At 38.2% G+C, this 25698-nt stretch carries 24 protein-coding genes; 5 read left to right on the top strand and 19 right to left on the bottom strand.

What is annotated here, in order from left to right; all coding sequences use genetic code 11:
- The first annotated feature begins 211 nt into the window (after positions 1 to 211).
- The 3 genes from CH362_RS07740 to CH362_RS19375 are packed head-to-tail and all read left to right on the top strand — an operon-like array spanning position 212 to position 1461.
- Positions 212 to 649 carry a DUF6691 family protein gene (locus tag CH362_RS07740; RefSeq protein WP_100709801.1) on the top strand — a complete coding sequence of 146 codons (438 nt, stop codon included), beginning with the start codon at positions 212 to 214 and terminating at the stop codon, positions 647 to 649.
- 36 nt (positions 650 to 685) lie between these two features.
- The gene (locus CH362_RS19380) at positions 686 to 949 is read left to right on the top strand and encodes a hypothetical protein (RefSeq protein ID WP_244280514.1); all 264 of its coding nucleotides are present in this window, start codon (positions 686 to 688) and stop codon (positions 947 to 949) included.
- Positions 871 to 1461 (top strand): sulfite exporter TauE/SafE family protein, encoded by a 591-nt coding sequence (locus tag CH362_RS19375; RefSeq protein ID WP_341865077.1) that lies wholly within the window; start codon positions 871 to 873, stop codon positions 1459 to 1461. The genes CH362_RS19380 and CH362_RS19375 overlap by 79 nt, the downstream gene beginning before the upstream one ends.
- Before the next feature lie 111 nt (positions 1462 to 1572).
- On the opposite strand, the gene CH362_RS07730 is transcribed toward CH362_RS19375, so the two are convergent.
- From CH362_RS07730 to CH362_RS07655, 15 genes are all read right to left on the bottom strand, one after another.
- A complete protein-coding gene (locus CH362_RS07730; RefSeq protein WP_125169714.1) occupies positions 1573 to 1773 on the bottom strand; it encodes a hypothetical protein in 201 nt (66 codons plus the stop codon).
- 174 nt (positions 1774 to 1947) lie between these two features.
- Positions 1948 to 2649, bottom strand: coding sequence for a hypothetical protein (locus tag CH362_RS19155; protein ID WP_125169713.1), 702 nt, complete (start codon positions 2647 to 2649; stop codon positions 1948 to 1950).
- 562 nt (positions 2650 to 3211) lie between these two features.
- Complete coding sequence (locus tag CH362_RS07715; protein ID WP_100709797.1) at positions 3212 to 4090, bottom strand: hypothetical protein; 879 nt, start codon at positions 4088 to 4090, stop codon at positions 3212 to 3214.
- Positions 4087 to 5325 carry a baseplate J/gp47 family protein gene (locus tag CH362_RS07710; protein WP_100709796.1) on the bottom strand — a complete coding sequence of 413 codons (1239 nt, stop codon included), beginning with the start codon at positions 5323 to 5325 and terminating at the stop codon, positions 4087 to 4089. Before CH362_RS07710 ends, CH362_RS07715 begins: the two co-directional genes overlap by 4 nt.
- Positions 5325 to 5717: a contractile injection system sheath initiator gene (locus tag CH362_RS07705; protein ID WP_100709795.1), complete on the bottom strand. Its 393-nt coding sequence runs from the start codon at positions 5715 to 5717 to the stop codon at positions 5325 to 5327. Before CH362_RS07705 ends, CH362_RS07710 begins: the two co-directional genes overlap by 1 nt.
- Before the next feature lie 11 nt (positions 5718 to 5728).
- On the bottom strand, positions 5729 to 6322 hold the full coding sequence (locus CH362_RS07700) for a Gp138 family membrane-puncturing spike protein (protein ID WP_244280513.1): 594 nt from the start codon (positions 6320 to 6322) through the stop codon (positions 5729 to 5731).
- Between the two features lie 71 nt (positions 6323 to 6393).
- Positions 6394 to 7188, bottom strand: a complete 795-nt coding sequence (locus tag CH362_RS07695) for a phage protein (RefSeq protein WP_100709793.1) — start codon at positions 7186 to 7188, stop codon at positions 6394 to 6396.
- The gene (locus tag CH362_RS07690; protein ID WP_244280512.1) at positions 7185 to 7529 is read right to left on the bottom strand and encodes a phage baseplate plug family protein; all 345 of its coding nucleotides are present in this window, start codon (positions 7527 to 7529) and stop codon (positions 7185 to 7187) included. The genes CH362_RS07695 and CH362_RS07690 overlap by 4 nt, the downstream gene beginning before the upstream one ends.
- 9 nt (positions 7530 to 7538) lie before the next feature.
- Complete coding sequence (locus CH362_RS07685) at positions 7539 to 8105, bottom strand: phage baseplate protein (protein ID WP_100709792.1); 567 nt, start codon at positions 8103 to 8105, stop codon at positions 7539 to 7541.
- Between the two features lies 1 nt (position 8106).
- On the bottom strand, positions 8107 to 9717 hold the full coding sequence (locus CH362_RS07680; RefSeq protein ID WP_100709791.1) for an LIC12611 family phage tail protein: 1611 nt from the start codon (positions 9715 to 9717) through the stop codon (positions 8107 to 8109).
- A gap of 173 nt (positions 9718 to 9890) precedes the next feature.
- Positions 9891 to 10178, bottom strand: coding sequence for a hypothetical protein (locus tag CH362_RS07675; RefSeq protein ID WP_244280511.1), 288 nt, complete (start codon positions 10176 to 10178; stop codon positions 9891 to 9893).
- 201 nt (positions 10179 to 10379) lie between these two features.
- Positions 10380 to 10799: a phage structural protein gene (locus CH362_RS07670; RefSeq protein WP_100709789.1), complete on the bottom strand. Its 420-nt coding sequence runs from the start codon at positions 10797 to 10799 to the stop codon at positions 10380 to 10382.
- Between the two features lie 12 nt (positions 10800 to 10811).
- Entirely contained in the window at positions 10812 to 11840 is a 1029-nt protein-coding gene (locus tag CH362_RS07665) for a DUF3383 family protein (protein WP_100709788.1), read from the bottom strand.
- Between the two features lie 3 nt (positions 11841 to 11843).
- Entirely contained in the window at positions 11844 to 12377 is a 534-nt protein-coding gene (locus CH362_RS07660; protein ID WP_125169712.1) for a phage neck terminator protein, read from the bottom strand.
- A 336-nt stretch (positions 12378 to 12713) separates the two neighbouring features.
- Positions 12714 to 13460 carry a hypothetical protein gene (locus CH362_RS07655; protein ID WP_100709786.1) on the bottom strand — a complete coding sequence of 249 codons (747 nt, stop codon included), beginning with the start codon at positions 13458 to 13460 and terminating at the stop codon, positions 12714 to 12716.
- Positions 13461 to 13619: 159 nt separating this feature from the next.
- Between CH362_RS07655 and CH362_RS07650 the strand changes: the two genes are divergently transcribed.
- On the top strand, positions 13620 to 13817 hold the full coding sequence (locus CH362_RS07650) for a helix-turn-helix transcriptional regulator (protein ID WP_100709785.1): 198 nt from the start codon (positions 13620 to 13622) through the stop codon (positions 13815 to 13817).
- Between the two features lie 19 nt (positions 13818 to 13836).
- Here the strand turns inward: CH362_RS07650 and CH362_RS07645 are convergent, their stop codons facing one another.
- The 4 genes from CH362_RS07645 to CH362_RS07625 form a co-directional block, all read right to left on the bottom strand.
- Positions 13837 to 18354 (bottom strand): NACHT domain-containing protein, encoded by a 4518-nt coding sequence (locus tag CH362_RS07645; RefSeq protein WP_100709784.1) that lies wholly within the window; start codon positions 18352 to 18354, stop codon positions 13837 to 13839.
- Between the two features lie 68 nt (positions 18355 to 18422).
- Positions 18423 to 20006: a hypothetical protein gene (locus CH362_RS07640; RefSeq protein ID WP_100709783.1), complete on the bottom strand. Its 1584-nt coding sequence runs from the start codon at positions 20004 to 20006 to the stop codon at positions 18423 to 18425.
- Between the two features lie 339 nt (positions 20007 to 20345).
- A complete protein-coding gene (locus CH362_RS07630) occupies positions 20346 to 21131 on the bottom strand; it encodes an HTH domain-containing protein (RefSeq protein WP_100709782.1) in 786 nt (261 codons plus the stop codon).
- 33 nt (positions 21132 to 21164) lie between these two features.
- Complete coding sequence (locus CH362_RS07625; RefSeq protein ID WP_100709781.1) at positions 21165 to 24173, bottom strand: DEAD/DEAH box helicase; 3009 nt, start codon at positions 24171 to 24173, stop codon at positions 21165 to 21167.
- A 158-nt stretch (positions 24174 to 24331) separates the two neighbouring features.
- On the opposite strand from CH362_RS07625, the gene CH362_RS07620 reads away from it, so the two are divergent.
- Entirely contained in the window at positions 24332 to 25606 is a 1275-nt protein-coding gene (locus CH362_RS07620) for a transposase (RefSeq protein ID WP_100709780.1), read from the top strand.
- Positions 25607 to 25698: the final 92 nt, after the last annotated feature.

The raw sequence follows: 25698 nt of genomic DNA, 5'->3' as shown, positions 1-25698 counted from the left end.
ACTCGATGTGTTAGCGCCGTCTTCTACTCGTGCACCGCAAGCAGCGCTTGTGAGGATTGGTGGGAAAGAAAGGGCTCCGAGCGGACAAAGAATCGCCCAAATGATAACAGCTCCAAAATTTTCAAAACCTCCTAAGCTTAATTGCCACAATCGTATTTATGACTGCAGGAATGGCAGCAGTCGTCTTACTTAGAAAAACAGGACTACTTACATGAAATATAATATTGGAGCGCTGATCGTAGGTTTATTATTCGCAATCGGCTTAGGTCTGTCCGGAATTTTACAACCAGCGAACATCATAGGATTTTTAGATGTATTCGGAAAATGGAATCCTACCCTTCTATTCACAATGGCCGGAGCAGTCGGAATTCATTTCATCACATACAAATTGATACGAAAAAGAAAAACCCCGATGTTCTCAAAGGATTGGTTTATTCCAACTCAGCAAGAAATTACTCCCGCTTTGATCATAGGAAGTTTGATTTTTGGGATCGGATGGGGTCTTGGTGGTTATTGTCCTACAGTCTCAGTCACTACTCTTACAAGTTTTGAAACAAGGCCACTTATCGTTTTTGGCAGTATAATCTTAGGAATGTTACTATTCGCATTTATAGATAAGAAAACGAATCTAAAAAGTAAATTAGAATAAACAAATATGCCGATCTTAGGTTATATCTTTTCCTTTATGATGGGAACCTTGCTAGGCCTGATCGGCGCCGGAGGTTCCATTCTCACAGTTCCCATTCTTTTCTATTTCTTCGGACAAGAGGCAATTTTCGCCACAACAAACTCACTCTTTGTGGTTGGAATGGCAGCGTTAGTCGGAGCAGTAATCCAAGCCCAAAAGGGAGATACAAACATAAAAGTCGGATATATTTCGCAATTCCAAGCTTTGCAGGCATTTCTATTGCGAGATATTTCCTTCTACCCTCTCTTCCGAATATCTTAATTTCTAACTTCGGGATCACACTAACAAAATCTATATTTGTGATGATCGTTTTCTCGATCATAATGGTTTTTAGTTCTTGGACCATGATCCGCTCAGGAAATTCATTCGCTGAAGAATCCCTTAAACCTAATTCGATATCGTCTAACTTTTTAAATATTGGCTTCAAAGGATTTACAGTCAGTATAATCACAGGATTTGTAGGAGCAAGAGGAGGATTTCTTATCATTCCTTCTCTCGTAATTCTGCTAAATTTTCCTATAAGAAAAGCCGTAGGCACATCACTTGCTATTATTGCTGCAAATTCACTTTTCGGATTTGCAATCAGTTTTACATCTGCGCAAAACGAAAGTTGTCCATTACTTCTAACTATTAGCGTCTTAGGAATTGCAGGAATGTTTTTAGGACGAAAACTCTCATCCGGAATGTACGAAAGATATTTGAAAAGTGGTTTTGGTTATCTTGTATTAATCATCGCTTCCCTGATCTTATGGGATCAGGGAGGGAGATTGTAGGTTAATTACTACTATCCAAGCTCATAATCAGAGTCGAAGACAATAATTCATATTATCCGTGCATAATACATAAAAATGGCAATCTGCAGTTAAATGAAAAGTTAAGCGAAATCAAGAGGTTTTTTCAAACTTTTTCCAGAACTCTTCTTCATACCGAACATAAAGATTTGTATCATAGGGAGTTGTTCTATAGATAATCATATTTTGTGCATTTGTACAATTCATACAATGCCTGACTACGTAGTAATGACGACTAGTTTTGATATGTTTAACTTGATATTTTTGGTCATCCTTAGCGAGAAAGTTCATCAAAGCGTTTTCCTCTTAAAATAGTTGATTGAGACATGCGGATTTGATATTCTTCCTGCGATATTAGTGTTTCCGCCCCTCCTGTCTTAAATCTATCCCAGCGATCCGGATCTGCAATGATAACAACATCGGAATAAAGTTTACACCGTTCTTTGTACGCGAATTTCATCCTTGGGGTCATGGATAATAACCTTTCCCAAGCATTCCTGTCGTCATAACTTGATTTCCAGTACCAGTAGAAGATACAGCAACAAAAGTACCCAATTCAGGAGACCAACAAACGTTTGACCATACATTAGCCGCCACAGCAGCGTTTCGGTAAGTCCAAGTGATTCCATCTAAAGAGGTCATGACGCGATTTGCCCCCCCAGTTCCAGCGACAGCAACGAAGATCCCCAATTCAGGAGACCAGCAAACAGCATACCAACCATTATCAGCGGCACTTGTTCGAGTTACCCAGGTAATGCCATCCGCGGACGTCATTACACGGTTACCCGTTCCTGACTGCGCCACTGCAACGAATAGATTCAATTCTGGAGACCAACAAACCCCAAACCAACTATTATCTGCGGCACTTGTTCGAGTTACCCAGGTAATGCCATCCGTAGACGTCATTACGCGATTTCCAGATCCAGAATCCGCGACTGCGACGAATAGGTTTAACTGCGGAGACCAACAAACAGAACGCCAGTTATTATCCGCAGCACTGGTTCGGATAGTCCATGCCGTTCCATTCGGTGATGTCATTACTCGATTTCCAGATCCAGAATAAGATATTGCAACGAATAGATTTAACTGTGGAGACCAACAGACAGAAGTCCAGCTATTATCAGCCGCACTCGTCTGCGAAGCCCAAGCAATACCGTCTGCGGAAATCATTACACGGTTACCTGTTCCAGATTGAGCAACTGCAACGAAGAGGTTTAACTCTGGCGACCAACAGACAGAATTGAACGTTTGATTAGGTGTTGTTCGTATCGTCCAAGTAATGCCATCCGGTGACGTCATAACCCGGTTAGTTGTTCCACCTTGTGATACTGCAACGAAGAGCTTTAACTGTGGAGACCAACAGACTCCATACCAACCATTATCCGCAGCACTTGTACGAGTAATCCAAGTGTCTACAAACCAACCCGAGAACATTTGCACAAATCTTCTGATTCTGTTATTAGTTGCTTTTTGAGAAGGTGCCACAGAAGTAGAAGGAGCAGCCCAATTTGGCACATCTGAGACCTTGGCAGCAATAGCGGCTGTTAACGTACTATTCAGATTCGATACGTTAGTTTCTAAGGTTTGTAAACCAGCCGAAAGGGTATCGATCTCAGCCTTCAAAATCGCATCATTTTCGTATAATCGTGCATACTCTGATCCCAATAGGTTCCCATCATTTGGAGTGGACCGATTGAAATTTGTAGCCGGTGTTTGATTAAAGCTTGCCATATTAAATCACTGCTTCCTTAAATTTAAAATCGTAAACTAGAGTAGAGTTCTTAGTTTTATCCGGAAAAAAATCCCGAAAAACCGAACGAGAGCCAGAAAGAAAAACGATCTCGCTTAATTCTTCTCCATTCGCTTCATCGTAAGCGACCCGAAGAGTATATTCTCTTGTTCCATCTGGGAGTGGTACGATGCTGACCGTTTTTCGTAAAACCTCGTCGGATAATTCTCCCGAAACAGGAGGTGGTTGAACTTCTCCGCCCACCCCGATCGCAGCTTGATCAATGGAATAATTCGCCTGAGGATTGAGTAATGTTAGTCCATCGAAAGTTCCAGTAGAATCAAATATAGCACAACGTTTAGTGAATAATTCTCCGGAAGTTTCAGTAAATACGAATCGAATTGTAACCTTCGCATATACTCCTGCTGGACGAATGGAATCGATCGCACCTGCCAGTAACGTAGGAACATTAAAATTATCTATATCACCTTGGATCTCGATCGTAAAAGTAGCAGGCTCGGACTCAACATTCCCATCCGGAATAAAAACGCCTCCATTTTCTAAACCGGCTACGGTATTACCAATTTCGATGATCTCCGGGACGGTCCCTTTCGCTAATCGTTTAGCCATTGCAACTAAAATGAATAAGCGGTATATTTCATCGGCTTGTCCGGAAGATCTAGACTGATTTACCAATTCACCTATGCGATCCAAGTTTAAACCGGTCGCCGCGTATATATATTCAATATCTTTTAGAAGCTGCAATTGAACTTCAACTTCATCAAATTCAGCAGAAATGATTTTCCAAAGTTTTCCCAACCATTTTGCTTCTCTGCTTAAAATGGATTCTGGAAATTTTTGAAGTAAGTCGATAGCACTCATGTTGCGACCACTTGGATATTACTATTGAATGTCTGGGCATATTCGGATGCACCTATCGGAATTTTTGCAGTCGAAGTCGGATTTACAGTTTTACTTAAGTAGACCACTACTTCGTCGATTCCTTTAATTCCATCCAAATTCGCAATAATTTCCCAACCTACAACGTCAGCTCCTACATCGAGTCCAGGATACTCTGTAGTTTCAATTCCGACAGTATCCACACCGCCGATAGTCTGAATAACCCTGGTTTGGATCAATTGTTCGTTTGAAGTCGTCCATTCTGCATTTTTAATAATCTGCACTTTTACATAAATGTCTACCGCAATAGGCACCGACCATGTCATGGTGTGGGTTTGACCATTGGCATCTAAAACGTCCTTGGTCCTTTTGCTAACACCGTTTTGGGCGAAAGCCTGTATTCCAGCCGGCTTGGAATAAAAAATTGCGTTTGCAATATTCCCCTCGTATTCATCTTCGCTTGTAGAACCTGAAGGTGTCCCAGCGACTACGATCTCGATAGAATGAGGAGGTCTCCCGGAAGAATCTACTGCATTCATTACGTTTTCATAAACAGTTACCGCAGAAACATACTGGACTTGAAGAATCGCCTCTCGGATTGCCGGAACGGAAGATCCTCCGAAAGTTGAACGATCCTTATATCTTTGCCTTAATTCTGCATCTGTCTCGATAGGGGCCCCGCCAGAAGATGGAGAAGGATTTGTAACGGAATCAATTCCGGTCATCGGAACTACGATTTCTATAATACTACTTGCCGGAACAATCGTTTCAGTACCGGTCCCAACACTGCTAAAAGAAAACAGCTGACCTGAGCTAACAGTAATTGTGCGGTCTTCTATCATTTGGAATTGAACTCCTTGCGCAGTTTGCACAAGAAATCCCTGCGGCACAACGGATCCACTCGCTCCGGTAACTTTGATCTCTACCTTTGATCTTTGTGCCGGAATTCTAGAAAGACCGCCTTGAGCAACGATCCGATCTAACTGTATTCCTTCTGCCTGATTTATAAATTTAGAATAATAAGTGTCTTCTAATCCTTGCCAAACATTGTCGAATTCTTTCGCAACGTTTTGAAGAATAATCCCTAATTCCCCGTAAGGTGAAAGATCAATCTCGGGACCGAAATTCTCCTCTAATTTAGCCCTATCTTCCAAAGACTGAAGAATATCTGCATAAGATTTACGAACGAATCCTTGTGGTGTAACTCCAAAAGCCATCACGCATCACCATTTGATATTGAGCCTGAAACTATACCTAGATTACTTTCAACTTCAAACTCAACGGTAACAGTGCGAGTTTTTCTATCAAAACTTGCATCCAACGATATGATTTTTGTTACAGCCGGTTCTCCCAAAATCGCTTTCTTGATCGCTGCTAAGAAGCCAGGACGAAAGAAAGATTTTTCATCTACAAGCCCAAACCAATCCACGCCAGCTTCGGGAGCAAGATACCATTCTCCCAAATGCATTCTAAGTCGATTTCCTAATATTTGGCGAAGTGCATCCAACCCCTCTAGCATAACAAGTCTACCCCGATTTGGATTCGTGTCTGCTGAACCTTCGCTTTCTATATATACTAAATCGTTATTGATAACTTTTAACGTTTTCATGATTTAAAAGACTACTCCTGAATTTGGGAAACCGGCGTGCCGGTCGGCGCACCTGGCGCAGTCGTATTGTGTATGTGGTTATTAAAGGCGGCCTTGATTTCACCGATAGATAAACCTCCATCGTCCGAGCCGGAAGCGGATAGACCGGTTTCATATACTACGTCACCCGAAACCTCTCCGCTCGCATTCAAGTTACCGGTGACTTCAACTCCATCTTCACTTAAAGAGAGTTCCGTTGATCCGACTTTCAAAACCAATCTTCCATTTTCAAACTTAATCAGATTCGTCGGCTCCGACCAACCTTGTTCCGCAATACGTCCCAAAAGACATGCGTTTTCCAGACCGAAAATTTTAGAATCCGGCCGAACCTCCTGCTTCCTTCCTCCTCCGCCAAGACTATTAGAAATATCGAATGTAGAAAATCCCACCCAAACCAGGTCACCTCTTTGGTAAAAAGGTTTAATAAAACAATTTTCACCGATCTGAACGTAATGCACGGGTATTCCAGGAAGTACCGGATAATTCGATACTTCGTCCAACTCGTTTTTTTCCCTCACAAGCGGTAAAACGTCAGCTCTCATACGAGAGGCATCAAATGATTCCACTTGGCAGACCATTCCCAACTGGATTCCTCGTCCTTTTTTATCCGTATATCGATCTAATAATTCAGCAAAACTCATGCAGGTATTACCTCAAACTCACATCCAGCGTCGCCGAATGTGGAGAAGTTTTTTACCCCCTTCACTATCTTTGCAGTTATATTTACTTCCTTCGATTCGATCTTAACGATCATCCCCACTGACAATGCATATAAAAACAAAGTCTTTATTTTATATCCTTTTGCCGTCTTTTCCGGTTTATCCAAGAGACCTGAAGATGAGTTCAATAAGGTAACTTTCTTTTTTTTTGATGTTTTCGGCTGGAGAGTTAATAAACCGTTTCTAAAATAGAATTCCGATTTTGTATCAAGAGCTATTTTGCGAATAGATTCATTAAAGCCCCTGATTGTCATAGACTCGTAAGTTTTATCCTCTCCCAGTTCAATCTCTCCCGGGTCAATACCCACAGTTTTACATGCATCCTTAATGATGGAGGAAGCGGAAGATTTCTTATAACTTTTATTAACGATTGCTGTGCTCCATTTTGTGGTAGAGTCAGAAATCTGAACCTCCAGGACCCGGTCCAATCCGCTCTGGGAAACAGAGTAATTTATAGCTTCTCCAAGAACGACGGTACCTGAATCCTCTTTATAACCCGCACTCACTGTAACCTTAGGAAAGATCTTACCTCCTCCCTTTTTCTTGGCTTCAAAGACTCGGACAGTTTCTGGTGCGGGATTGTACAATTTCAAAGTTGCAGATTGTAAATTTCCAATCTTCTGTTCTTGAGTAAATTCAATTGAAAATGGAGGATATGAGAATTCCCGTCCTCCAATATTTACCTTTGCGACTCGATTGAAAAGTTTGCTCATACCTCGACCAACCTGCCTAAAATCAAAAGAATATCGCTTCCAAAGAGAAGTTTATTTACTACTTGTCCTTGCAATATTCTAGCCTGCTCTATCTCTTGTGGATTCAAAGGAATAATGAGACGATTAATCTGCAAACCATCAACAACAACGTCAACAAGCTCTCTCGCATAACAAATCTTAGTCGTAAATAAAATTTCTTCATCAGAGTTCAGAATAATGCATGTATAAAAATCAGATCTCTCATTATGTAAAAATCGAAAAGAATATGTTGCCCCAATAGTGAAATCCTTTTCTATAGGTATCTCACTTGCAGTGATAGGAAGATATTCTACCTCGATCATACTTCGTCCTTAGAATCCTTTACAAACACCCTTTCCGACGCCGGCATTACCGGAAACTTGCTTAGTCGCAGTCGCAGCCTGTCCGGTCTTAGGAACAGGAGACTTTAAAGTTACTTCCGCTTTCTTCGCTTCGACTATATTAATTTTTTTAAGTTTAAGACTTAATTTACGGCCGCTGCCCAGATCTACCGTTTGTTCTTCCGAAACGGATTCGACGATCAAATTCTCGATGTCTTCATCGTAAGAATAAAAAGTGACGATCTCCTTATTGTCCATCCACTGATATAAAAGATCCAAACGTTCTCGCACGGTTTTATTAAGAAATGCTAAAGGATCTAACGGATCCCAATCAGCATCTGAAATAACAGCACTTAAAGAAATGCCTATTGGTTCGTCGGCAACATGGTCAGTGATATCGGCCCCTTTTTCGATCGCATGACTCGTTATGTTGGCAGATCGGTCCTTTGTGATAGATATCGTTGAATCCAAAGTTAAATCCGTTCCAGAAGAACTTAAATACGCCTGGACTCTTTCCCCAAATAGGGCACTTTTAGCTCTTTGGACTAAAGCAGGCATATCAAGTAATCGCTAGTCCCAGTTTAGCAGGTAAAATATCTTCGGAAAGCTCATCCAACGCCTGCATAACGGCTTTCTTAATCTCAGCCCCGGCTTCGTTAGAGCCGGTAACATTAACTGTTAGAGTTCCAACTACACTTTGCACAACGACAGAGCTGCTGCCTGATCCATTGCGTATAATTTTACCGGAACTACCAGGTGTGAATAACTCAGGTCCTCTTTCTCCGACCAAATATGATTTTCCCGCAGATACTATCCCACCAGAAGCTCTACTACCATCCATCCTAACAGTTCCAGCAGCCACGCCGGTAGAATTTCCCCCTCCTCCCACTCCAGCTAAACTGGATAAAGAATGGGCAGCATCCAAAACCCAACTAGGGAATAAATTGCTCCAGTTAATGGAAGAAAATGCGTTTGCAATCCAATCCACAAAACTATTTAAAGCTTTTTTAATATCCTCGAAGTAAAAATAGATAAGTGAAACCGGAAAGATGGCCATGACTAAATACTTTCCGTAGGTTTTCGCGAAACCTAAAAGAGAATTAAATGAATTTCGGATCCAATCCACCCCTTCACCGATCCATTTAGAAACTTTTCCTTTAAATTCGGAAAATGGCATAAAGAATTTTCCAATAACCGACTCTCCACCATCCAACCAGGAAAATAAATCTCGAATAACCAAAGTAATTCCCGCAATGACTAAGCCCAAAGCTATCCCTGCTGCAATCGCTGGAAGTAATGGTGCAATTGCAGCCCAAGTCGCAGAGGCCCACGCTAAAGTAGAAACAATTACAGGAGGCAATAAGGAGACACCGAAATAACTAGCAGCTACCGCCAAACCGGTTACCAATGATTCCAACAGGATAAAAGCCACTTGCAAACGTTCTGAGCCATTAGTAGCATCCGTAAAATATTCCACAATAGAAGAGAATGCATCCACTAGAGGAATAACTGCAGGAAGTAAAGCCTTACTCAAAGTTTGCTGTAACTTTAATAGTGAATTATCATACTGCTCTTGTACATATACTCCCGAATTGATCACTAGATTAAATTCACTTTGTAGCTTCATTGCACTTGCTTGATCTTGCGTATATTGAGCCAGAAGTTTATTTCTTTCACTTTCTGGAAGTTTGTAGAGATCCGTTAGACTCTGACCCGTTACAACGGAAATCTTTTGAAAAGTTTCAAGGGATTGATTTACAAAATCGATGGATACTTTATTTTCTAAAGCTGCCTTGCTAGCTTCTAAAAGGGATTTTTCTGATGACGTATTCTTCGACAATGATACGGTTTTTCGAATCGCTTTCTGGAGTTCTCCGTAACCACTTCCGGCCAAATGTTTTAATAAAAGCCTTTGCTTTTCCAATTGATTGTTCGCATCGGATGTTCCAATCAACGAAGAAAAGGCATTTGCAACGCCAGAAGCAAATTTTCCAATATTCTTATATTGCTCTGATAAATCCTTAAAACTTTTTGAAGATGCCTTCGCAGTTTCTCCCAACTGTTTTAATTCTATAGAAGTTTTTTTAAAAGTAGTATTCAAGCGGACAAATTCTTTAAATCCCTTGCTCAGGTAGACAAACTCGTAATTAATTTGGATCTCTTCCGCCATCCGATCATTTTCCCCGAGATTTATTCGAAGCTTGCTTTTGCTCTTTAATCATTCGATCTACTAGAATATTCGCTTTTGCTAATTCTTTCGGATGCATCGCACAGGCTTCCGTATACGTAAGAATTCCGTTTACTACCGGTCTCCAAATTGCAATCTCTTCATCCAACTCCTGCTTAAGCCGAATTTCCTCTAGACGATTGATTTGCAAGAGCCACTTTACCGTTGCGAGATCCATTTTCTGGCCAGGAAAATCCGGGCTCCAACTCCCCTCTAAGAAATCGGGGAAGAATAATCTCCCACACCTCCTCAAGTTCCCTGATCCAGGATTTTAATTCGGCTTGCTGTAAAATTGTCGGTCTGCCATCAGGAGCAAGAGGCCCGTCGATCGACAATTTGGCAGCTCCTTTTCCAGGAAAAACAACGTGATCGAAACAATATTCAAGGATAACAGAAAGATCCATATTCCCATCCGCAATTTTGAACATTTTAGATTTAAGTTTTATCCATTCCTTCGATCCAGGATGCTGGAGAATATACTCTTTTCCATTAACGAAAATCGTTTCTTGATAGGCCGACATATTATAATTCCTTACTTTTATATATAGATTTTTCGCACGTTTCGAAATTCGAAAATGAAACCGAAACAATCGAAATGTTTTTTTTTACGATAGATGCGATTTATTCAAATCAGCGCACATAAGAACCCATTCGACACCTGACTCTTCCACACCGAACTCCTTATCCGGATCGGTCATCACCCAAGCCTGGCTTGCTACTGCTACAAATTTTCCATCCGAATTATTCTTCACCATAACTGGAAATGTATTCGGCAGCTGTTTTACCAAATCCAAAAATGCGTTATCCGGAGCTGTTCCCTTTAAAGTAAAAGTGATCTGCCCAGAAGTATCATTATTCTTAGTTCGAGAAACTTCCCCTCTTGCTCCAACATGCGTTTTATAATTCTCACTATCACTTCTCTTAACAGAGATAAAAGTTCCGTCAAAAAAACCCGAAACTAACCTTCCAGAAATAGAAAGAGTAACTGCATTTGGATCGTATGTTCCTAAAAATTTCGTAGCCATTATTAAAACTCCTTAAACAGTAATTAAGCCATTCACGTTCACTTTATGGATAGCCCCGGCAAGATAATATATAAACGTAATCCCCTTCAATTCTCGATTGGCACGATCAGTAACTGAAAGGTCAGCTCTCCTTGGAACAAAAACTTGGCTCATGTAAATCTTATCATCCGATAACTTTAGATCATCTTCGGAAGTCGCTTTAGCGACAATACCGGCATCCCCTGCTCTCTTTAATACATTACGCACAACACCCTCTACTTGCGCGATTCCAGAATCATCCATGGCAATCTTTTCATTATTTAAGAATAAGGAAAGTAATTCGCTTTGCAATTGATCCTCGACCCAATCCTGTCCGACGACTATATCAATAAACTCTCCGGAAGTGCTTGTTCCTTCATTTACGTAAATTGCTCCAGACATTTCCTGCAATGCTTGCCCCTGACTTGTCCTAATCGTTGTCAATTGTGTCTTCGTGAACGTGGATGCATTTTGTCCGTTTAATCGTTTCCACTTGAAAGTTACGGATCCCGGCTGTTTAGGTAAATTTTGCCCCACCCATGCACATTCAGGAAAATCGGCGGGGCTATTATTATGGATCAAATAGGCTTCCCGATCCACATTCCTGCCAGTGAGGGCGCCTGGATCGGAAGAACAGCCGAAGAAGAATTTTTTATTAGAATTAGCCCAAGTTCCAGCCACATTCAAATCTGCAGTGGTTCTTGATGTAATACAAACCGAATAAAAATTATCATCCAATTCCCTAAGGTCGTCTAACGCATCGGCGATCGCATCAGGAGAAACCGCAATCATAATATCTTGCGGCTTCGGAGATTGCGCGAGCATAGCCGCAGCCATCTTATACACATCGTCTCCCGAAGCGAATCCTGCCGAAACAACGTCAGTGATATCTGAAACGATATGTTTAGTTAAAGCAGTCGCAGAACTATCGCCCGCTTTTAAAATCAACGGACGAAAGGACTTTTGTGTTAACCCTTGGGTTCCCCGAGTGATATCTATTACGATATCATTAATAAATGCCATTTGTTAAACCTCTACTTCTAGATTTTCAGTATGATTTCCGAAATTTTCTTCGATTTGGATTTTGGAAATTTTTTCGATTTCCAAAATCACTTCATTGGTGTAATCCAACCTCATGTCGAAACCAACTTGGTAAAGCCAAGCGGAGTCTTTATATGTGCTACGATCTTGAATAACTGTGGCAGTAAGTCTGGGAATAAGGAAGAGTTCTTTACAAAAAGACCGATTGTCTGGAAAATCGAACCAGTAAAAAACATTCATCGCAATCGACCTTGCATTTTCCAGACTTTGTGTATCAAAAAAATTGAATGAATATGTATCTTGGTATTTCTCGAACCGCGTCTGTACTATGGTTGTTGGATCATCCGCCTTCTCTGCGCTGGATCGGATACTCTTATAGGCGGATTCTACAGAACAGGAAGAAGACCGATACGTTCCAAATGGGTAAGTCGCTTGATTTTGATCATATTTAATCAGAACAACCGAAGTATCATTTTGGATTTTTGTAATAAGCGCAGTCATCACTGTAGCTGGAATCATTAAAAGCTCAATCCATCGCAAAAATATAAAAAAGCCAATGCACAAAATTCCTAAACGTTAAAATAAAACGAAATAAGCCAAAAAGACGCATAATATCTATAATAAATATAATTTACACAAATTTATTTCATTTTATAAAGATAACGAGAAATATTAAAACGTAAGACACCTTTCAAGTAAAAAAAGGTCCAAATAATATTTTTTTCAAAAAAAAACAAAATCTTATCCAATTTGGGGAAAAAGAAAGGAAATCAATATTTGAGATTACTTAATAATTAACGTTAAGTAATCTCGAACTCGAAATTAAAAGCAGGCTATACAGAAATTACGTCTTGCTTATCTCAGAAATGAAAAAATATTTTTTAAAAAGAAGAAAAAAGACTTCTTCTGTCCGGAATTTACTTCCTGTCTCATTACGAAGGTCTCTTTTTCTGTTCGAATTTTTTCAGAATTCAAAATAGAAATCGCGGAACTTTGGTCCAAAACACAATAACAAATGTATTGCCTCAAAGACAAAGCTGCCTCTACGGTGGAATAAAAATCCCTCCACCCAGTATCTGTCCAAGTAGAATTTATTACCGTGCAACCAGCACTTGCCATTTCTACAAATTTAGAAGAGCTACCTTTCGCGTGAATATCGATCGCAAAAAAATCGGTTTGCGTGACCGCTGGAGTTTCGTCTTTCCATCGAAACCAGGGCTCTGAGCCTTGATGAATTGCGTATCGGTTAACGGTAACTTTAGCATATTGATTTAAGGCCTTATGTCCGCGATGCATACCTAATTTATATTTATAGATTCCTTCAACTATCCTTGCCGTACCGCTAGGATTCATTGGATTTACCAGCCAATAACGTCCTGGATCAATTGTGGCTGAATACGTCTTATATTCCAATACACCGTTGTTCGGATTTTTAACCAAAAAAATAGCATCATTATATTCATTGATCGCATCGTTATTTACAAGTATTTCTTTTAAGAAGTCAATACCTCTTACCCCAAAGATTACCCAACGGTCGTAAAGTAAGCCGTATTTTTCAGTTCCATATCTCATGAGTTCTTTAATAAATTTTTTATTATCCATTCAGCCTCTAATACGAGAAAAATGCTCTTTGGTCTGGCGGAAATTAAATTCTTCGTAGGACGCAGTCAACGAAGTTTTTTAAATTCCGTTCTGAAATTAGCTCTTCCAAGCTTTAGCCTTAATAAAACCCAAAGTCAACTGCATAGACTCTGAGGGAAAATCAATTCGCATTTAAAAATAAAGAAACATAGACTTGCTGCCGGATTAACTCAGGAAGATATGGATGAAGGAGATTTCGCTGTTCATTTCAGAACGATTCAAGAAATAGAGAATGGCCGGACTAATCCGAATGTGAATACTTTGTTTCGGATTTCTAAAAGATTGAAAGTGAAGCCTAAGGATTTATTTGATTTTTAAAATAAATAAATTTAGTTCTTCATTTTATTGGTTCTTCCCTATCACACCATATTTTTCCGATAGGTTTTCCATCTTCAATTTTGAATACACCGCTGTAAATTAAACGACCAAAAAATCGCCCTGGACCAGAAAGAAACATTAGTTTTTCTCCCCCGATTAGCCAGACAATTTCAAAACCATTTTCTTCAAGCCATTTCTGTAATGTATCAGTTTGCATTAATGCATATGAAGGGCCATATTCTTCTATACTCGGATCAATAAAAACAAGTTTCCCTTTTTGTTCCCAGGTCCCAAGCTTGCCTAAAGTTCTAGTTAAGCCCATTCCCTGAATTATCTCCTTAGCTGGTAATTGAATTTGAAGTGAATGATTGAGAGAATAGTCATGATTGCCAGCTTCCCATTCATATGTGGAATAAGGGATAAAGTGTTTAACGGCAATCTTATCACTATCGCTCTCTTCCGGCTCTATCCAATCATATATATGGCGATATATTGGATGCCACGGGTATTCTCCGAAGAAACCTTGATGTTGAGTTGAATGAACGCTTACGATATGAGGATCACAAAGTGTTTTTTCCTCAACGCCTTTAACTAATGAGTCGTAATCTCCTTTGCGGATCAAAACAGAGTTAATCCTGAACCACCCATCAAGTTCTGGGCTCTCAGATTCGATATCAATATATTTCTTATTTTCAGACCAAAACCCATGCAAAACCAACCAACTAGAATTATCGGAAGGCATCCTTCTTTGAAGCAAATCAGAGAAATCAGGTATAACATCTTCATCCCATAAGAAGTTTGTTTTACTCGCGTGGTTATTTTCTTTTGGAAATGGAAATTTATAAGGTTGCCACCAAGTACACTGCTCATTGTGAAATGTTTTATATTCACCACTCTGCCTTGCCCATAAAGTTGGATCAATATCTCGTTTGAAAATTTGCCAGGGGCCTTCATAGATATCATCATCAGTAATATCCACGTAGCCCCGATTAATCCAATGATAATTATCTGAAAGTCTCGCTAAAAACTCATGGAATGCCATCCATTGATATTTTTTCCCGACACGTTCCATAGCTCCACCGCTAGGCCCGCCACCTCTACCGAATGAACAATTTCTTTCAAAATCAGCAAACAGCTCTTCGCTCCAACCGAATTCATGAGCTCGTTTACAAATCCATCTTTGTGCCAATTTTTTACTAAAAGCTGCTGGCCTATCGTCACTTAACCCAGAAATCCAGAGATAATATTCTTTTTGCTCTACATTTAACCGTTCATTCACTCTCTTATCAAAGTCTTCCTGTTCCTTTCGACTAACCTCAAAAATACGTTTGTATTCTTCATCGTCCCAGCTAATAAATTCTAATAGTTTGTCTTTCGTAATTGGAGTATTTTCTCTTTTTTCAGACTCTATTTTTCTTAAATATTCTTTTTTCAGATTTCCTGTTAGCGTCTCATTTGCAAAACGTTTCTTTAATGTAAGGCCATTCTCGGTAGTTGAATTAAATAACGGTGTGGAAGACCAACTATGAACGCAACCCAATGTATAGTTTCCAAAATCGCCAGGAAATCCCATTAAGGAACTTTTAATTCGAGATGAAAACTCATCCCCCTCTATTTTGTTTATATCATCGATTGTAGGAATTTGAAATTGGGAGCTGATTTTATACGGTGGTCTAAACTTTTCGGGATTAATTTCTGATGAGAGTATTCCCAAACTTAATGCTCTCTCTAAAATTCCACGAGCATAATCTCTAAGTAATAAATGTGGTATTGTTTCACCTTCTTTAAAGATCAAAGAATATGTGCAATCTGATATATTTCTTATAACATCTTCATTATTGATATTGCAAACGACACCATAGGCAATTGCATAAAGTCTCTCAGACAAGTATGTATCATTTATACTTGAAAACTTTTCTAATAAATCTACAACAAGTTTTGGAAAAAAGGCTAGTATTCTGACTAAGGATTTTGTAGATCGATCTCTAATTTTTCTGTTCGGAGTAGTTAAAAACCAAATAAGGATAACAGAACAAAGCCTAACCCTTTCTTCTTCAGCCGAATTTATTTCGCCGGAGAAAGACCATTCAATAATTGTTCGAATGATTGATTCATAATCGTTATCCTCTTCTGAGCTATCGCCATATGCTATATGAATAGACCAAAATTGATCCCTTTCAGCGATTTCTTTGTCAATGAGATTCCGATGAAGCAATTCCGCATTCCATGGATGATTCGGTTCGGTTGACAATTTCAACAAAATATCCAAAGCAGGATCAATGGATAAATGATAATCTAAATTATTTAATATCTCAAAAGTTCTTTCAGTAAATGAGCTTGGGCTTCGCCATAAAACGGTATTCTGGAATGTCTCATCAAGTTGCCATCTAGCAACTTCAATATCATGAGGAAGTAAGTCTTCTAACTCTCTATTAAATTTCTCAGCAATAATAATTGCCAATGCCTCAAATATTCCTGCAAATGAATAATAGCCATTTTCTTTAAGAAGCTCGTATATAGAGCCTTTGTCGGAAAAAGCTAATTCAATATCTACTACTTTGTCCAATAGTTGTTGAGCAATAAAATAATCGCTAAATCGTTCGTAAGTAAACCTTATAATTAGTTCTCCCCACTTCTCTTTTTTATGAGAAACGTCTTCAGATAAAATGCCTTCATCAAGCAAGATTTCAAATAGAGTTTCACCAGAGTTCTGGTAAGGATCGTAACCATTTACTAATTTCCTCGCCTCTTGCACTGGCAGCCCTTCCAGATTATCTGGCAATAATTTGGAAGAAATTTCAATAAGAGTCGACCTAACGATCTTTTCTTGAAAATTGAATTTCTTCTTCCTTGCTACAATCTTCTCGATGCTTTCAACATAATAATCAAATAATGAAGTAATCGAATTCAAACCTTTCGGAAATGAGTTTTGCCCATTTTGTTTGATAGCCCGGCAACATGTTTTTAAAAATAGCGGATTAGTAAATTCTGGGGCAAGAATTGGAGCACTTGGTTTAGATATTCCTTGTTGGGAAAGAAATATTTCTGCAGCCCGATGTTCATGTCCTCTAAAACCATTATGTTCTAAACGAGGTAGTTGATTTTCGGTTGCACTTTCCGGAAGAATGTAGTCTAGATATGTACTACGGCAACTGAATAGAATAGCAATATTTGAAAATTCTGATAAATCAGATAAGAATCCAGTTATTCGATCATGCCAATCATTTCGATAGTTTCCCTCATTGATAGCATCAATAACAATAAGTGCCCTTGTTCTCGATGCTTCACCTGCTGCATCAATAGCTCCTAAAACCTGTGAGGTTCTATAGCTTTGCAAGTCTAATGATTCTTTTATAAAATCATTCGGATTTCCTCCGCAATATTGTGCTCCTAATAAAAAAATTGTGGGTAAATTTTCATTGATTCTACTTAGGCTTAAATCACATAAAAAATGCGATTTACCTATACCTGCTTCACCATGAAGGAGAGCTGATTTTGCCCGAGATAGATTTGTTTTTTGATTAACGAAATATTCTAGATCATTTATTTCGCTTTCTAATTTGAAAAAACTGGATTTAGAAATTTCTTTCTTTTGAGACCAATCAATTGCGTTATATGCAGTTTGATAGAAATTAGTATAAAACTTAGAAAATTTCTCAATCGAAGAGGTAATTTCCGATATTCGCTTGTGAAAATCTTTATACTTAATTCCAGCTTCAAACTCATCGTTGATTAATTTAAATAGCTTACTTAGTATTTCTACTTTTTCGCTCTCTAAGGAAGTATTTCCATTTTCACTTTCTTTTTTTAAAAAAGAAATAACTTCCAAGGCAATTTTTCTTAATGCCGATTTTTTTTCTCTAAGAAGTTCCCACCAGGAGGAATTCAAAGATAGTCCGTCAAAACTTCTTACAATCGGTAAATCAACATGAAATTCCGGGCTATACCTTTCTCCTAAACTATCTTTTGATCTTTTTGCGATGTTCCTAAATATTTCCGACCCGAGAAATGGTTCATTAAACCAGTACAAAGCTCTACCGGAGTAAAGGGGATCATCAATTGTAAGAAAAGTAGTAATTTCATGCTTTCCCCAAAACGAAAATTTTATTTCTCTACCAATTTTCTTAGCCTGATCTTCCCACTCTTGAATTCGCTTATTCCATTCATCCTCAACGGAAACTACAAGCTTGCCTCCTTTACCTATTTTCCTGCTATCCGCTTTATCTATTGGTAAACAGACAATGTAGTGATTCAAATTGGGATGTTTTTCTAATGCAGTTGAAAAAGATTCTTCAATTTGTTTCCAGCGAGAAGCATTTAATCCATCGGGAAAGTACTTAACTTGCCAACCTATCTCAGTATTATCATCTATAACCCAATAACACTCTACTCCAGCATCTCCGCCCGAACCTTCCTTCCTTACAAATAATTTTCCATTATTGGGCCGCTGTAAATGAGCTAGTTGACAAACTAACTCCTCAAAACCCGAATTCTTACTGCCATTGTGAGTTCGTATATTTGAAAAGTTAATTTCCATTTATGAAGTTTCTCTTAGTTGAAGATTTATTGTCCGAGCAATCAAGATACAAACAGTTTTCCCCAAAATTATAAATTCGAATTCCAGCCAAATTCTATTGAGTCAATAAATTCTCGAGAATATTCCTTCCAAAGACTTTCCATAATACCCCCGTGAACTAATCGTGGGACAGTTCCATTCCGATAATAATTAGCTATACATAAGAAGTTTTTGTTCGAGTTAAAAAGACTATATGTTTCCCTAACTTGAGAATCTTTGAAGGTATGGATAAATATCGCATCAGTTTCCGAGTCCCCATATGGACAAACAAATTTAGGATTCTCCGGAGTATAGATTCGTTTCAATTTTTCAATAGATTCTAAAAGAAATGCTCTTACCATTTCCTTATCAAATCTTCCTTCTCGAACAATGAGTATTGCCTTAATTCTTTTATGTGATTCAATACTTATATCTTCAATATATTTTAAATACCACCCCTCTCCTTCAATTCGTGGAAATTGAAAATATTTGTGCTCTCTCTCACTCTTAACTTCCTCTTTTATTTCATACACGTTTATTTCATGTTTTTGGCTTAATTGAGGCACTTTTTCAGAAAATTCATCCTCTAAAAATTTAATAATTTCGTTCTTTTTAAATCGAACATATCCTCCAAGACTTCTAATGTGATCGTAAGAAACAAAATAGGAATCGAAATCTGGATAATTTAAATATAGGATTATCGCGGTATAATACAAAGAAATAAGTAAACTAGTATTGTCTTTTGCTTTTAAAATACAAAGGGCGTTTAATTGCTTATTTCCTCCGATCCTTTGAATATCCATAATCCTAAAATCTGAACTTCTAAATTGAAGTTTAATAAGCATGTCTTTAACTTCGAGATCAGCAATGGATAATAATTTTTCAAGCAAGTCAACGTGAGATGACAAGAACCGTAAAACTCCAATTATCCCTGCGGAAGCAATATCGAGAGATTCATTAATTTTTCTGTCGAAGTCCCATATATTTATGCTTTCCGGATACTCTTGGCCGTTTTTTTTATATTTATAAGAAACGCTATTTCCATGATTAAACGCCTTCCCATGACTTAAAGCATTTCGTAAATCCGTATCAACGTTAGTAAATTCAGTATATCCGATACTTTTCAAAACGGATATAATTTGTCCGAGCGTTTCCAGATTTGAATAATTCTTTTCGGTGTATTGCTGATGAATATCCCTTACAAATCTATAAAGATTCATCAAAATATCTTCAGAAATTCGCAGCAATGTTGGAATTCTATAAACATTTGTTTTAAAATAATTATCGAATGCCGATTCAGAAAATTCGTTATACAATTCTAATGTGTAATCGTATGACTTTAGAGCAGTGTAAAAATAAGAAAGGGCTGATTGCATACCTTTCAAGAATATATTGCTGTCTGTGTCATATGCCGTTTTAAATTTCGAATTTAGTTCATCGGCAACTTTTCGATTGTAAAACTTTCCTGGCTCATGCAATGCTATCTCATAGCAAATTCCAGTTAAACATAAAGGAATATCAGACTGTGGCAGAATCACATTTCTAACTACGCCTAAAATGTCGTTTTCTACCGTAATTCCAACTGAGCGAAGAAAATTAAGGAATATTCGAATTGTAAAATCTTCTCTGTTCATTTCCAAAAGTACCCGCTATACTTGACTATAAGATTAAGATAAATTTGCACTTCTTTCAAAACTACCTACGAGATTGATAATGGCGAAAACGAATCAAATAAATTCGTATTGATAAAGGTCTGACGCAAGAAGATATAAAAGAAGAAACTTAAGGTTTACCTCTTCGAGCATACGTTGAGCTGAAAAGATGAAACTCTAATGTAACTATTCACACCTTGATTCGTGTCGCCTTTCGACTTGGAGTTAAAATTCAAGATTTCTTTGATTTTAAGAAAGACCAATCGTAGAATTGACTTTTATTTATTTTTCAAGTACGGTTATATTATTATGACTATATAATTAACCGTTTAGTTTGCCCTGTATCTCTGCCAAGAGTGAAGCAATATGTTTATTTTGAATTTTTGGATCTTCACTTTGTAGATATTCAACTGCTTTAAAATCATCGCCTCTTTTTCTATTTAACCCCGGCTCGAGAGTTTCGATTAAAATAGCTTCCATAGTGACAATCAGAACTTCTGCATCGAGGGACGTTTTTCTGAACTGATCCAACTTTCCAGTTTCAGATACAGACTTAAGGCCAAACCAAGAAAATCTATTCCATCGACCACTCAATCTATCAAACGTATGTTGAAAGATTCTTTTTCCTATTCCTTGATCAATCGCTCTACCAACGTATATTGGCCTATTTTCATCGTATAAAACATACACACCGATTTCATCTCCGAAATCGACGGGAGTCGACCCAAAGGATTGTCTACCAAAAATCTTCGGATTAGACTCCCAGTGGACCTTATCTCGTCTCCAAAACATGCCAAAAGCCTTAATTATTCCCGCAGATTCATCTTCTATGTTCGAATCTTTACTTTCAGCATCTACTGAAGAACTTGAATCAATGTATTTTCTTAGGATAAAAGTTCCAGTATCCGTTTTAATAAATTCAGATTTTTTCTTCTTTGTCCTAATATCCTGATATATAGAAGAATATACCGTATTCGCTGGCGTTGCGCCAACTTCTTCCCGTAGCCCTCTTTCAATTATCTTATCTAAAATTTCAGTGTAATGCATTGATTGTCTATTTGCATCTAACACTTGTTTTATTGCTTCAATCCAAGTTAAATCAGACATAGGTTCCTCGTTATAAAATATCAAATTTCACGTTTATTGTTTTAAAGGCTTTGACAGTAATTGTTTAGCAATATCCGTACCGACATATTCAATAAATTTTTCATTCGATAAATCGAATATATCTTCTATTTTTCTACATCCAGCAGAAAATAATGCTAAATACTGCCCTCTAGTTAAAGGAATTTCCAATTTTAATAAGAACAAGGCATCACGTGGTAATCCGAATTCGAGTTGTTGTAATATTATATCTAGTTCACTTAAGAAATCAGGTGTATCGAGCAAAAGAGTAGATAGAATTTTATGAGCTGAGCGTAAATGAAATCGGGTACCTTCTGCAATGCTAGCAATGTTACCGTAACTTATCGTACCTTGATATGGATTAGCGGTATAATATTTTTCAATTACTTCAATATGTTCCCCATTTATCCAATCAAACAAAATACTAGCTCGTTTACAACGGGCCCAAAATTGAAACTGATCATGACAATAGCGTTTTAGACTTTGAATTACATTTAGGTCATATCTTTTAGATGCATCGGAAACTCGCAAAGACTCTGATTGGCCCCTCTTCATTAGTGGCGTATAAATTGAGTCCAATTCATTAAGTACCTGTAGAATGCCCAATAAATGTACGGGAGAAATTTTACTAGTATCAATTTCTTTCAGAATTTCAACTAATCGCATACTTGATTCAAAGGACAACGATGAGGAGCCGCACGCTCTTCCTAATAATGTCAAATGAATAAAATCGCCTTCTAGTTCTGCTAATTCTAATTGAAGCAGACGTTCTACGAATGTATTTACTTCAAATTCAATATTTACGACCCATTTAGGATTTTCAAGGGAAGCAGAATATCCGCCAAAAGTGTTAATTAATAAACCGGGAATTTCTTTTTGTGAGATCTCTTTAACTTGACTAAGCAACCGAATAACCCATGTAGAGAGGTCCCGCTCCTGAAAAGATGATTGAACCTCTTCAGGAGTTCCCAATACATATTTTTGAAAAAGCTGTGCTCTCTCTAAAGGAGTCTCTGCCAATATAATAGATTTACCTATTTCATTAAAACCAACTCTTCCTGCACGGCCAGCCATGTTCTTATATTCCGCTACAGTAAACTCTCGGCCATCCTCGCCCAAAAATTCATTCTCTGTGAGAATCACAGTTGAAGCTGGAGTGTTGATACCCGCAGCAAGTGTAGTTGTAGCCGCAATTACATGAATTTCACCGTTCAATTTTCGAAATTCTTTTTCGACGGCTTCTCTTTCAGATCTTAATAAATTCGTATTGTGAAAAGCAACTCCGCCTTTTAAGCACAAGTGTAAGTCCTGAGACGCATTGGTTAAATCTTGTGTCGGTAATGTATTTAGAACTTGGTTTGCAGGTTCTAAACCGAGTTCATTTGCTAAGTATTTGGCACAACCTTGAGCTGCACCTCTTTGATTACGAAAAATTAACAGCTTTTCCCCATTCGAAACTAATTTCTTAGATAATGGAACAATTACATCTTGAGAACTGGGCCTATCACGACGTTGAACAATACTTTGAACAGGGAGCAATTCTTCATTCTTAATTGTAGCATCTACATCAACGAATTGAAATTGCCCTCTTCGATCTAGTACTCCTTCTATTAATGGCACTGGTCTTTCTTTCGAAATTAAAAGAGGTAGGTTAAGCCAGCGATCAAAATTATTTATATTCCCCATGACTGCAGATAGGACTAATATTTGAGGTTCAATTCCATTAGCTCGTGCGCGTAATAAAAATGAAAAAATCAATTCAACAATGATTCCCCGATTTGGATCTGTGATAAACTGTCCTTCATCCAAAACAATAAGGCCTAATTGATTGAGAATACCAGGAGATCCTAAAATTATATTTAAAAAGGTCTCATATGTAAAAAATCCAAGATCATATCGCCCCTTAATTACAGGTGCAACTCCATCCGTCGAATCTCCACTACATCTAACTACTCGAAGACCGGACAGTGAATAATTAAATGTAAAATCTTCATATTTCTCGTTAACCAAAGCACGATATGGAAGCAAAAATGCTACCTTCTTCCCAAGAGTTATCGAAGGGATTGCTGCTAATTCTCCGATTAGAGTCTTGCCTGAACTTGTCGGTGCAACAACAAGTAACGAATTACCAGCGAGAATTCCGAATTCATTAATAGATTGAATTTGTAAAGAGTTAAGTCCATGTGGAAATCGAACTTTCCACTGGTCAATTATAGAAGGAGGAAACCCGTATTGGTGAAGATCTTCTATCTTACCAGAAACTTTCTTTGTAGTTTTATGTGGGAAAGCTGCAAAATAATTGGCTCCTCGTTTGAGAACAGGAAATGTAAGACCACCAATTACAGTTCCTAAAAACATGGGTGTTTGTTTAACATTAATTCTCTCTGCTTCAATCCGAGTTAGTCGAATAATCTCCCCAACAACGTCTGGAAAATTTACAATCTGTTTGTCGCTGTCAGTTAACGCAGTAATAATTGCGTAAGTTAATAATCCATGTCCGGTTCCAGGTTGTTCCCAAGCAGATTCACTCACAGAACATGCCGACAAAATTATTCGTCCTTCTCCGTATACTTCATTTAGAATAAAGCTACTTCGAGGTAATCCAGCAGTTTCAAGAACCCTAGCTGGAGTTTGACCGCTAAAGCAACAATCCAGAATAAAAAGTACAGTCTTTGCTTTGGTAGTTTTAAAAGCTTCGGCTAAAGAAGCCATTGAAATAGCAGTTCCGGGGAGATTCCCTATTTCAGTATCGTACAAGATAATATTCCCATCTGGTGACCCATGACCAGCAAAGGAAATGATAATGACATCATCCCCATTTGCTTCAGACAACGCTCCAAAAACATACTTGCGGACTTCAGAATTAGTTGCATCTTGATCTACTAGCAACTTCGAGGTTAAACCTTCAATAGAATCAGTAAACAGAGCCCAGAGAGCTAAGGCATCCCGCTTTGCTCCATTAAGCTCAGAAATACCTTGATCATTATATTGGTTAATTCCAATGAAGACTGCTCGCAATGCCATCCCGATCTAATCTCCCTTTGCTTTAAAATAATCGTATTTACAACGGCCCAAAAGCCATCAGAATTTTCCTGATCTTCTGCACACGATATTCAAAATAAAGCTTTTCTTTTAATCATGTCTAACGTTTTGCTTCCTTAAAAAACAAAAAAGTAATACTCATGCAAGCAGCACTAAAATATCAAGAAATCTACTCTCACGGACAATCCTTCACTCCTACTCGACCTTGGCTTGAATTCGGAATATTTAATACACGTAATCCGAACCGAGGACCACCTTTCCTCCAATCCAGAACCGCCCCTTCTATTAGAAAAACCGAAAATAAAATCCTCCTACCAAAACATCACAACCCAGCACTAAACACAGCCTACTTCACAGAAATAACCAAGAAGATACTAAATGACTTCTACCCAAAGCATTGTCCAACTACTGAATGTAACAATAGAATCTTAGATAAAGAAATCTCAACCAGACCAGATCTAATCAGATGTCCTCAATGTAGACATCTAACTTCAAGACTAAGCTACACTCCCCTTCATCACTTCAAACTACCAATATGGATGTTCGGATACTTACTTTACGAATCTCTAATTCAATATCCAAAAGTAGTAACAGCAACAGAACTAAGTAAGAGACTAAAGATAGGATATAATGCAGCCAGCTTACTCAAGAGAAGATTTCAACTCTTCGCTTCTGACCAATTACCAAAGTATAAGAAGCTAACCTACGAAGCCTTAAATGATCAGTTCAAAGTCTTTCTCCTCCCACCAAATGAGAATAGAGATATAACTAAGATCATGGCAAAACGACCCTACGTTTGCGTAGACACTGCTGTATTATATTCTGCGGGAGAAAGAGCAAGCCAAGGTAGGAAACGATACAGACATAGTGGACAGACTTCTTCTATATACCTTTCAGAGAAATTAGGAGGAAGACAAGTCGGAACTTTAGTCCAGACTATTGCAATAAAGCAAGGACCTGTATTCTTTACATCAGTATCTAATCAGAAAGCAGATACATTAGGTCCGATCATCAAGGATCACTTACCTACTTCTACCCCACTTTTCACAGACCAAGGATATCCATGGCTTTGGGGAATATATAAGAACCATAGATCAGTAAATCACTCTGCAAGATCAAAGGATAATAGATTCAGATTTGCTCGTAATAGATGGAGTAAGAATGGAGTCCACAACCAAGTAGCGGAAGGTAATCAGAGAGTTTTAAAGACTGCTTTTGCGGCTTATGGATATATAAAGCCAAAGTATTCGCAAATGTATCTGAATGAGTTTAGCTTCATTAAGAATGCTAATGTATTCGGACTGGATGTGTTGGTTGAACGTGATGATGATCCCAATGTTGGAATGAGGTGTAGAGATAGGGATGCTTTTGCTGTCAATCCGAGAGCCAGGATGAAGGAGGCGGTTCGGATTTAGAGGAAGGGATTACTATCTATTCGTAGATACTAATCCGCACAACGTAAGTACAAACGACCCTTCAAATTCCCCAATAGGAGCTAAACATTACG

It is taken from the genome of Leptospira saintgironsiae (genome assembly GCF_002811765.1).
GTDB lineage: Bacteria > Spirochaetota > Leptospiria > Leptospirales > Leptospiraceae > Leptospira_B > Leptospira_B saintgironsiae.
Note: the sequence above shows the minus strand (reverse complement) of the source record. Positions and strands in the feature narration are given on the sequence as shown.

Excerpts from the sequence above, each read along its gene's own strand:
- CH362_RS07740 (WP_100709801.1), top strand. The coding sequence starts at position 212 with ATGAAATATAATATTGGAGCGCTGATCGTAGGTTTATTATTCGCAATC.
- CH362_RS19380 (WP_244280514.1), top strand. The coding sequence starts at position 686 with ATGATGGGAACCTTGCTAGGCCTGATCGGCGCCGGAGGTTCCATTCTC.
- CH362_RS19155 (WP_125169713.1), bottom strand. The coding sequence starts at position 2,649 with ATGATTTCCGCAGACGGTATTGCTTGGGCTTCGCAGACGAGTGCGGCT.
- CH362_RS07715 (WP_100709797.1), bottom strand. The coding sequence starts at position 4,090 with ATGAGTGCTATCGACTTACTTCAAAAATTTCCAGAATCCATTTTAAGC.
- CH362_RS07710 (WP_100709796.1), bottom strand. The coding sequence starts at position 5,325 with ATGGCTTTTGGAGTTACACCACAAGGATTCGTTCGTAAATCTTATGCA.
- CH362_RS07705 (WP_100709795.1), bottom strand. The coding sequence starts at position 5,717 with ATGAAAACGTTAAAAGTTATCAATAACGATTTAGTATATATAGAAAGC.
- CH362_RS07695 (WP_100709793.1), bottom strand. The coding sequence starts at position 7,188 with ATGAGCAAACTTTTCAATCGAGTCGCAAAGGTAAATATTGGAGGACGG.
- CH362_RS07690 (WP_244280512.1), bottom strand. The coding sequence starts at position 7,529 with ATGATCGAGGTAGAATATCTTCCTATCACTGCAAGTGAGATACCTATA.
- CH362_RS07685 (WP_100709792.1), bottom strand. The coding sequence starts at position 8,105 with ATGCCTGCTTTAGTCCAAAGAGCTAAAAGTGCCCTATTTGGGGAAAGA.
- CH362_RS07680 (WP_100709791.1), bottom strand. The coding sequence starts at position 9,717 with ATGGCGGAAGAGATCCAAATTAATTACGAGTTTGTCTACCTGAGCAAG.
- CH362_RS07675 (WP_244280511.1), bottom strand. The coding sequence starts at position 10,178 with ATGGATCTTTCTGTTATCCTTGAATATTGTTTCGATCACGTTGTTTTT.
- CH362_RS07670 (WP_100709789.1), bottom strand. The coding sequence starts at position 10,799 with ATGGCTACGAAATTTTTAGGAACATACGATCCAAATGCAGTTACTCTT.
- CH362_RS07665 (WP_100709788.1), bottom strand. The coding sequence starts at position 11,840 with ATGGCATTTATTAATGATATCGTAATAGATATCACTCGGGGAACCCAA.
- CH362_RS07660 (WP_125169712.1), bottom strand. The coding sequence starts at position 12,377 with ATGATTCCAGCTACAGTGATGACTGCGCTTATTACAAAAATCCAAAAT.
- CH362_RS07655 (WP_100709786.1), bottom strand. The coding sequence starts at position 13,460 with ATGGATAATAAAAAATTTATTAAAGAACTCATGAGATATGGAACTGAA.
- CH362_RS07645 (WP_100709784.1), bottom strand. The coding sequence starts at position 18,354 with ATGGAAATTAACTTTTCAAATATACGAACTCACAATGGCAGTAAGAAT.
- CH362_RS07640 (WP_100709783.1), bottom strand. The coding sequence starts at position 20,006 with ATGAACAGAGAAGATTTTACAATTCGAATATTCCTTAATTTTCTTCGC.
- CH362_RS07630 (WP_100709782.1), bottom strand. The coding sequence starts at position 21,131 with ATGTCTGATTTAACTTGGATTGAAGCAATAAAACAAGTGTTAGATGCA.
- CH362_RS07625 (WP_100709781.1), bottom strand. The coding sequence starts at position 24,173 with ATGGCATTGCGAGCAGTCTTCATTGGAATTAACCAATATAATGATCAA.
- CH362_RS07620 (WP_100709780.1), top strand. The coding sequence starts at position 24,332 with ATGCAAGCAGCACTAAAATATCAAGAAATCTACTCTCACGGACAATCC.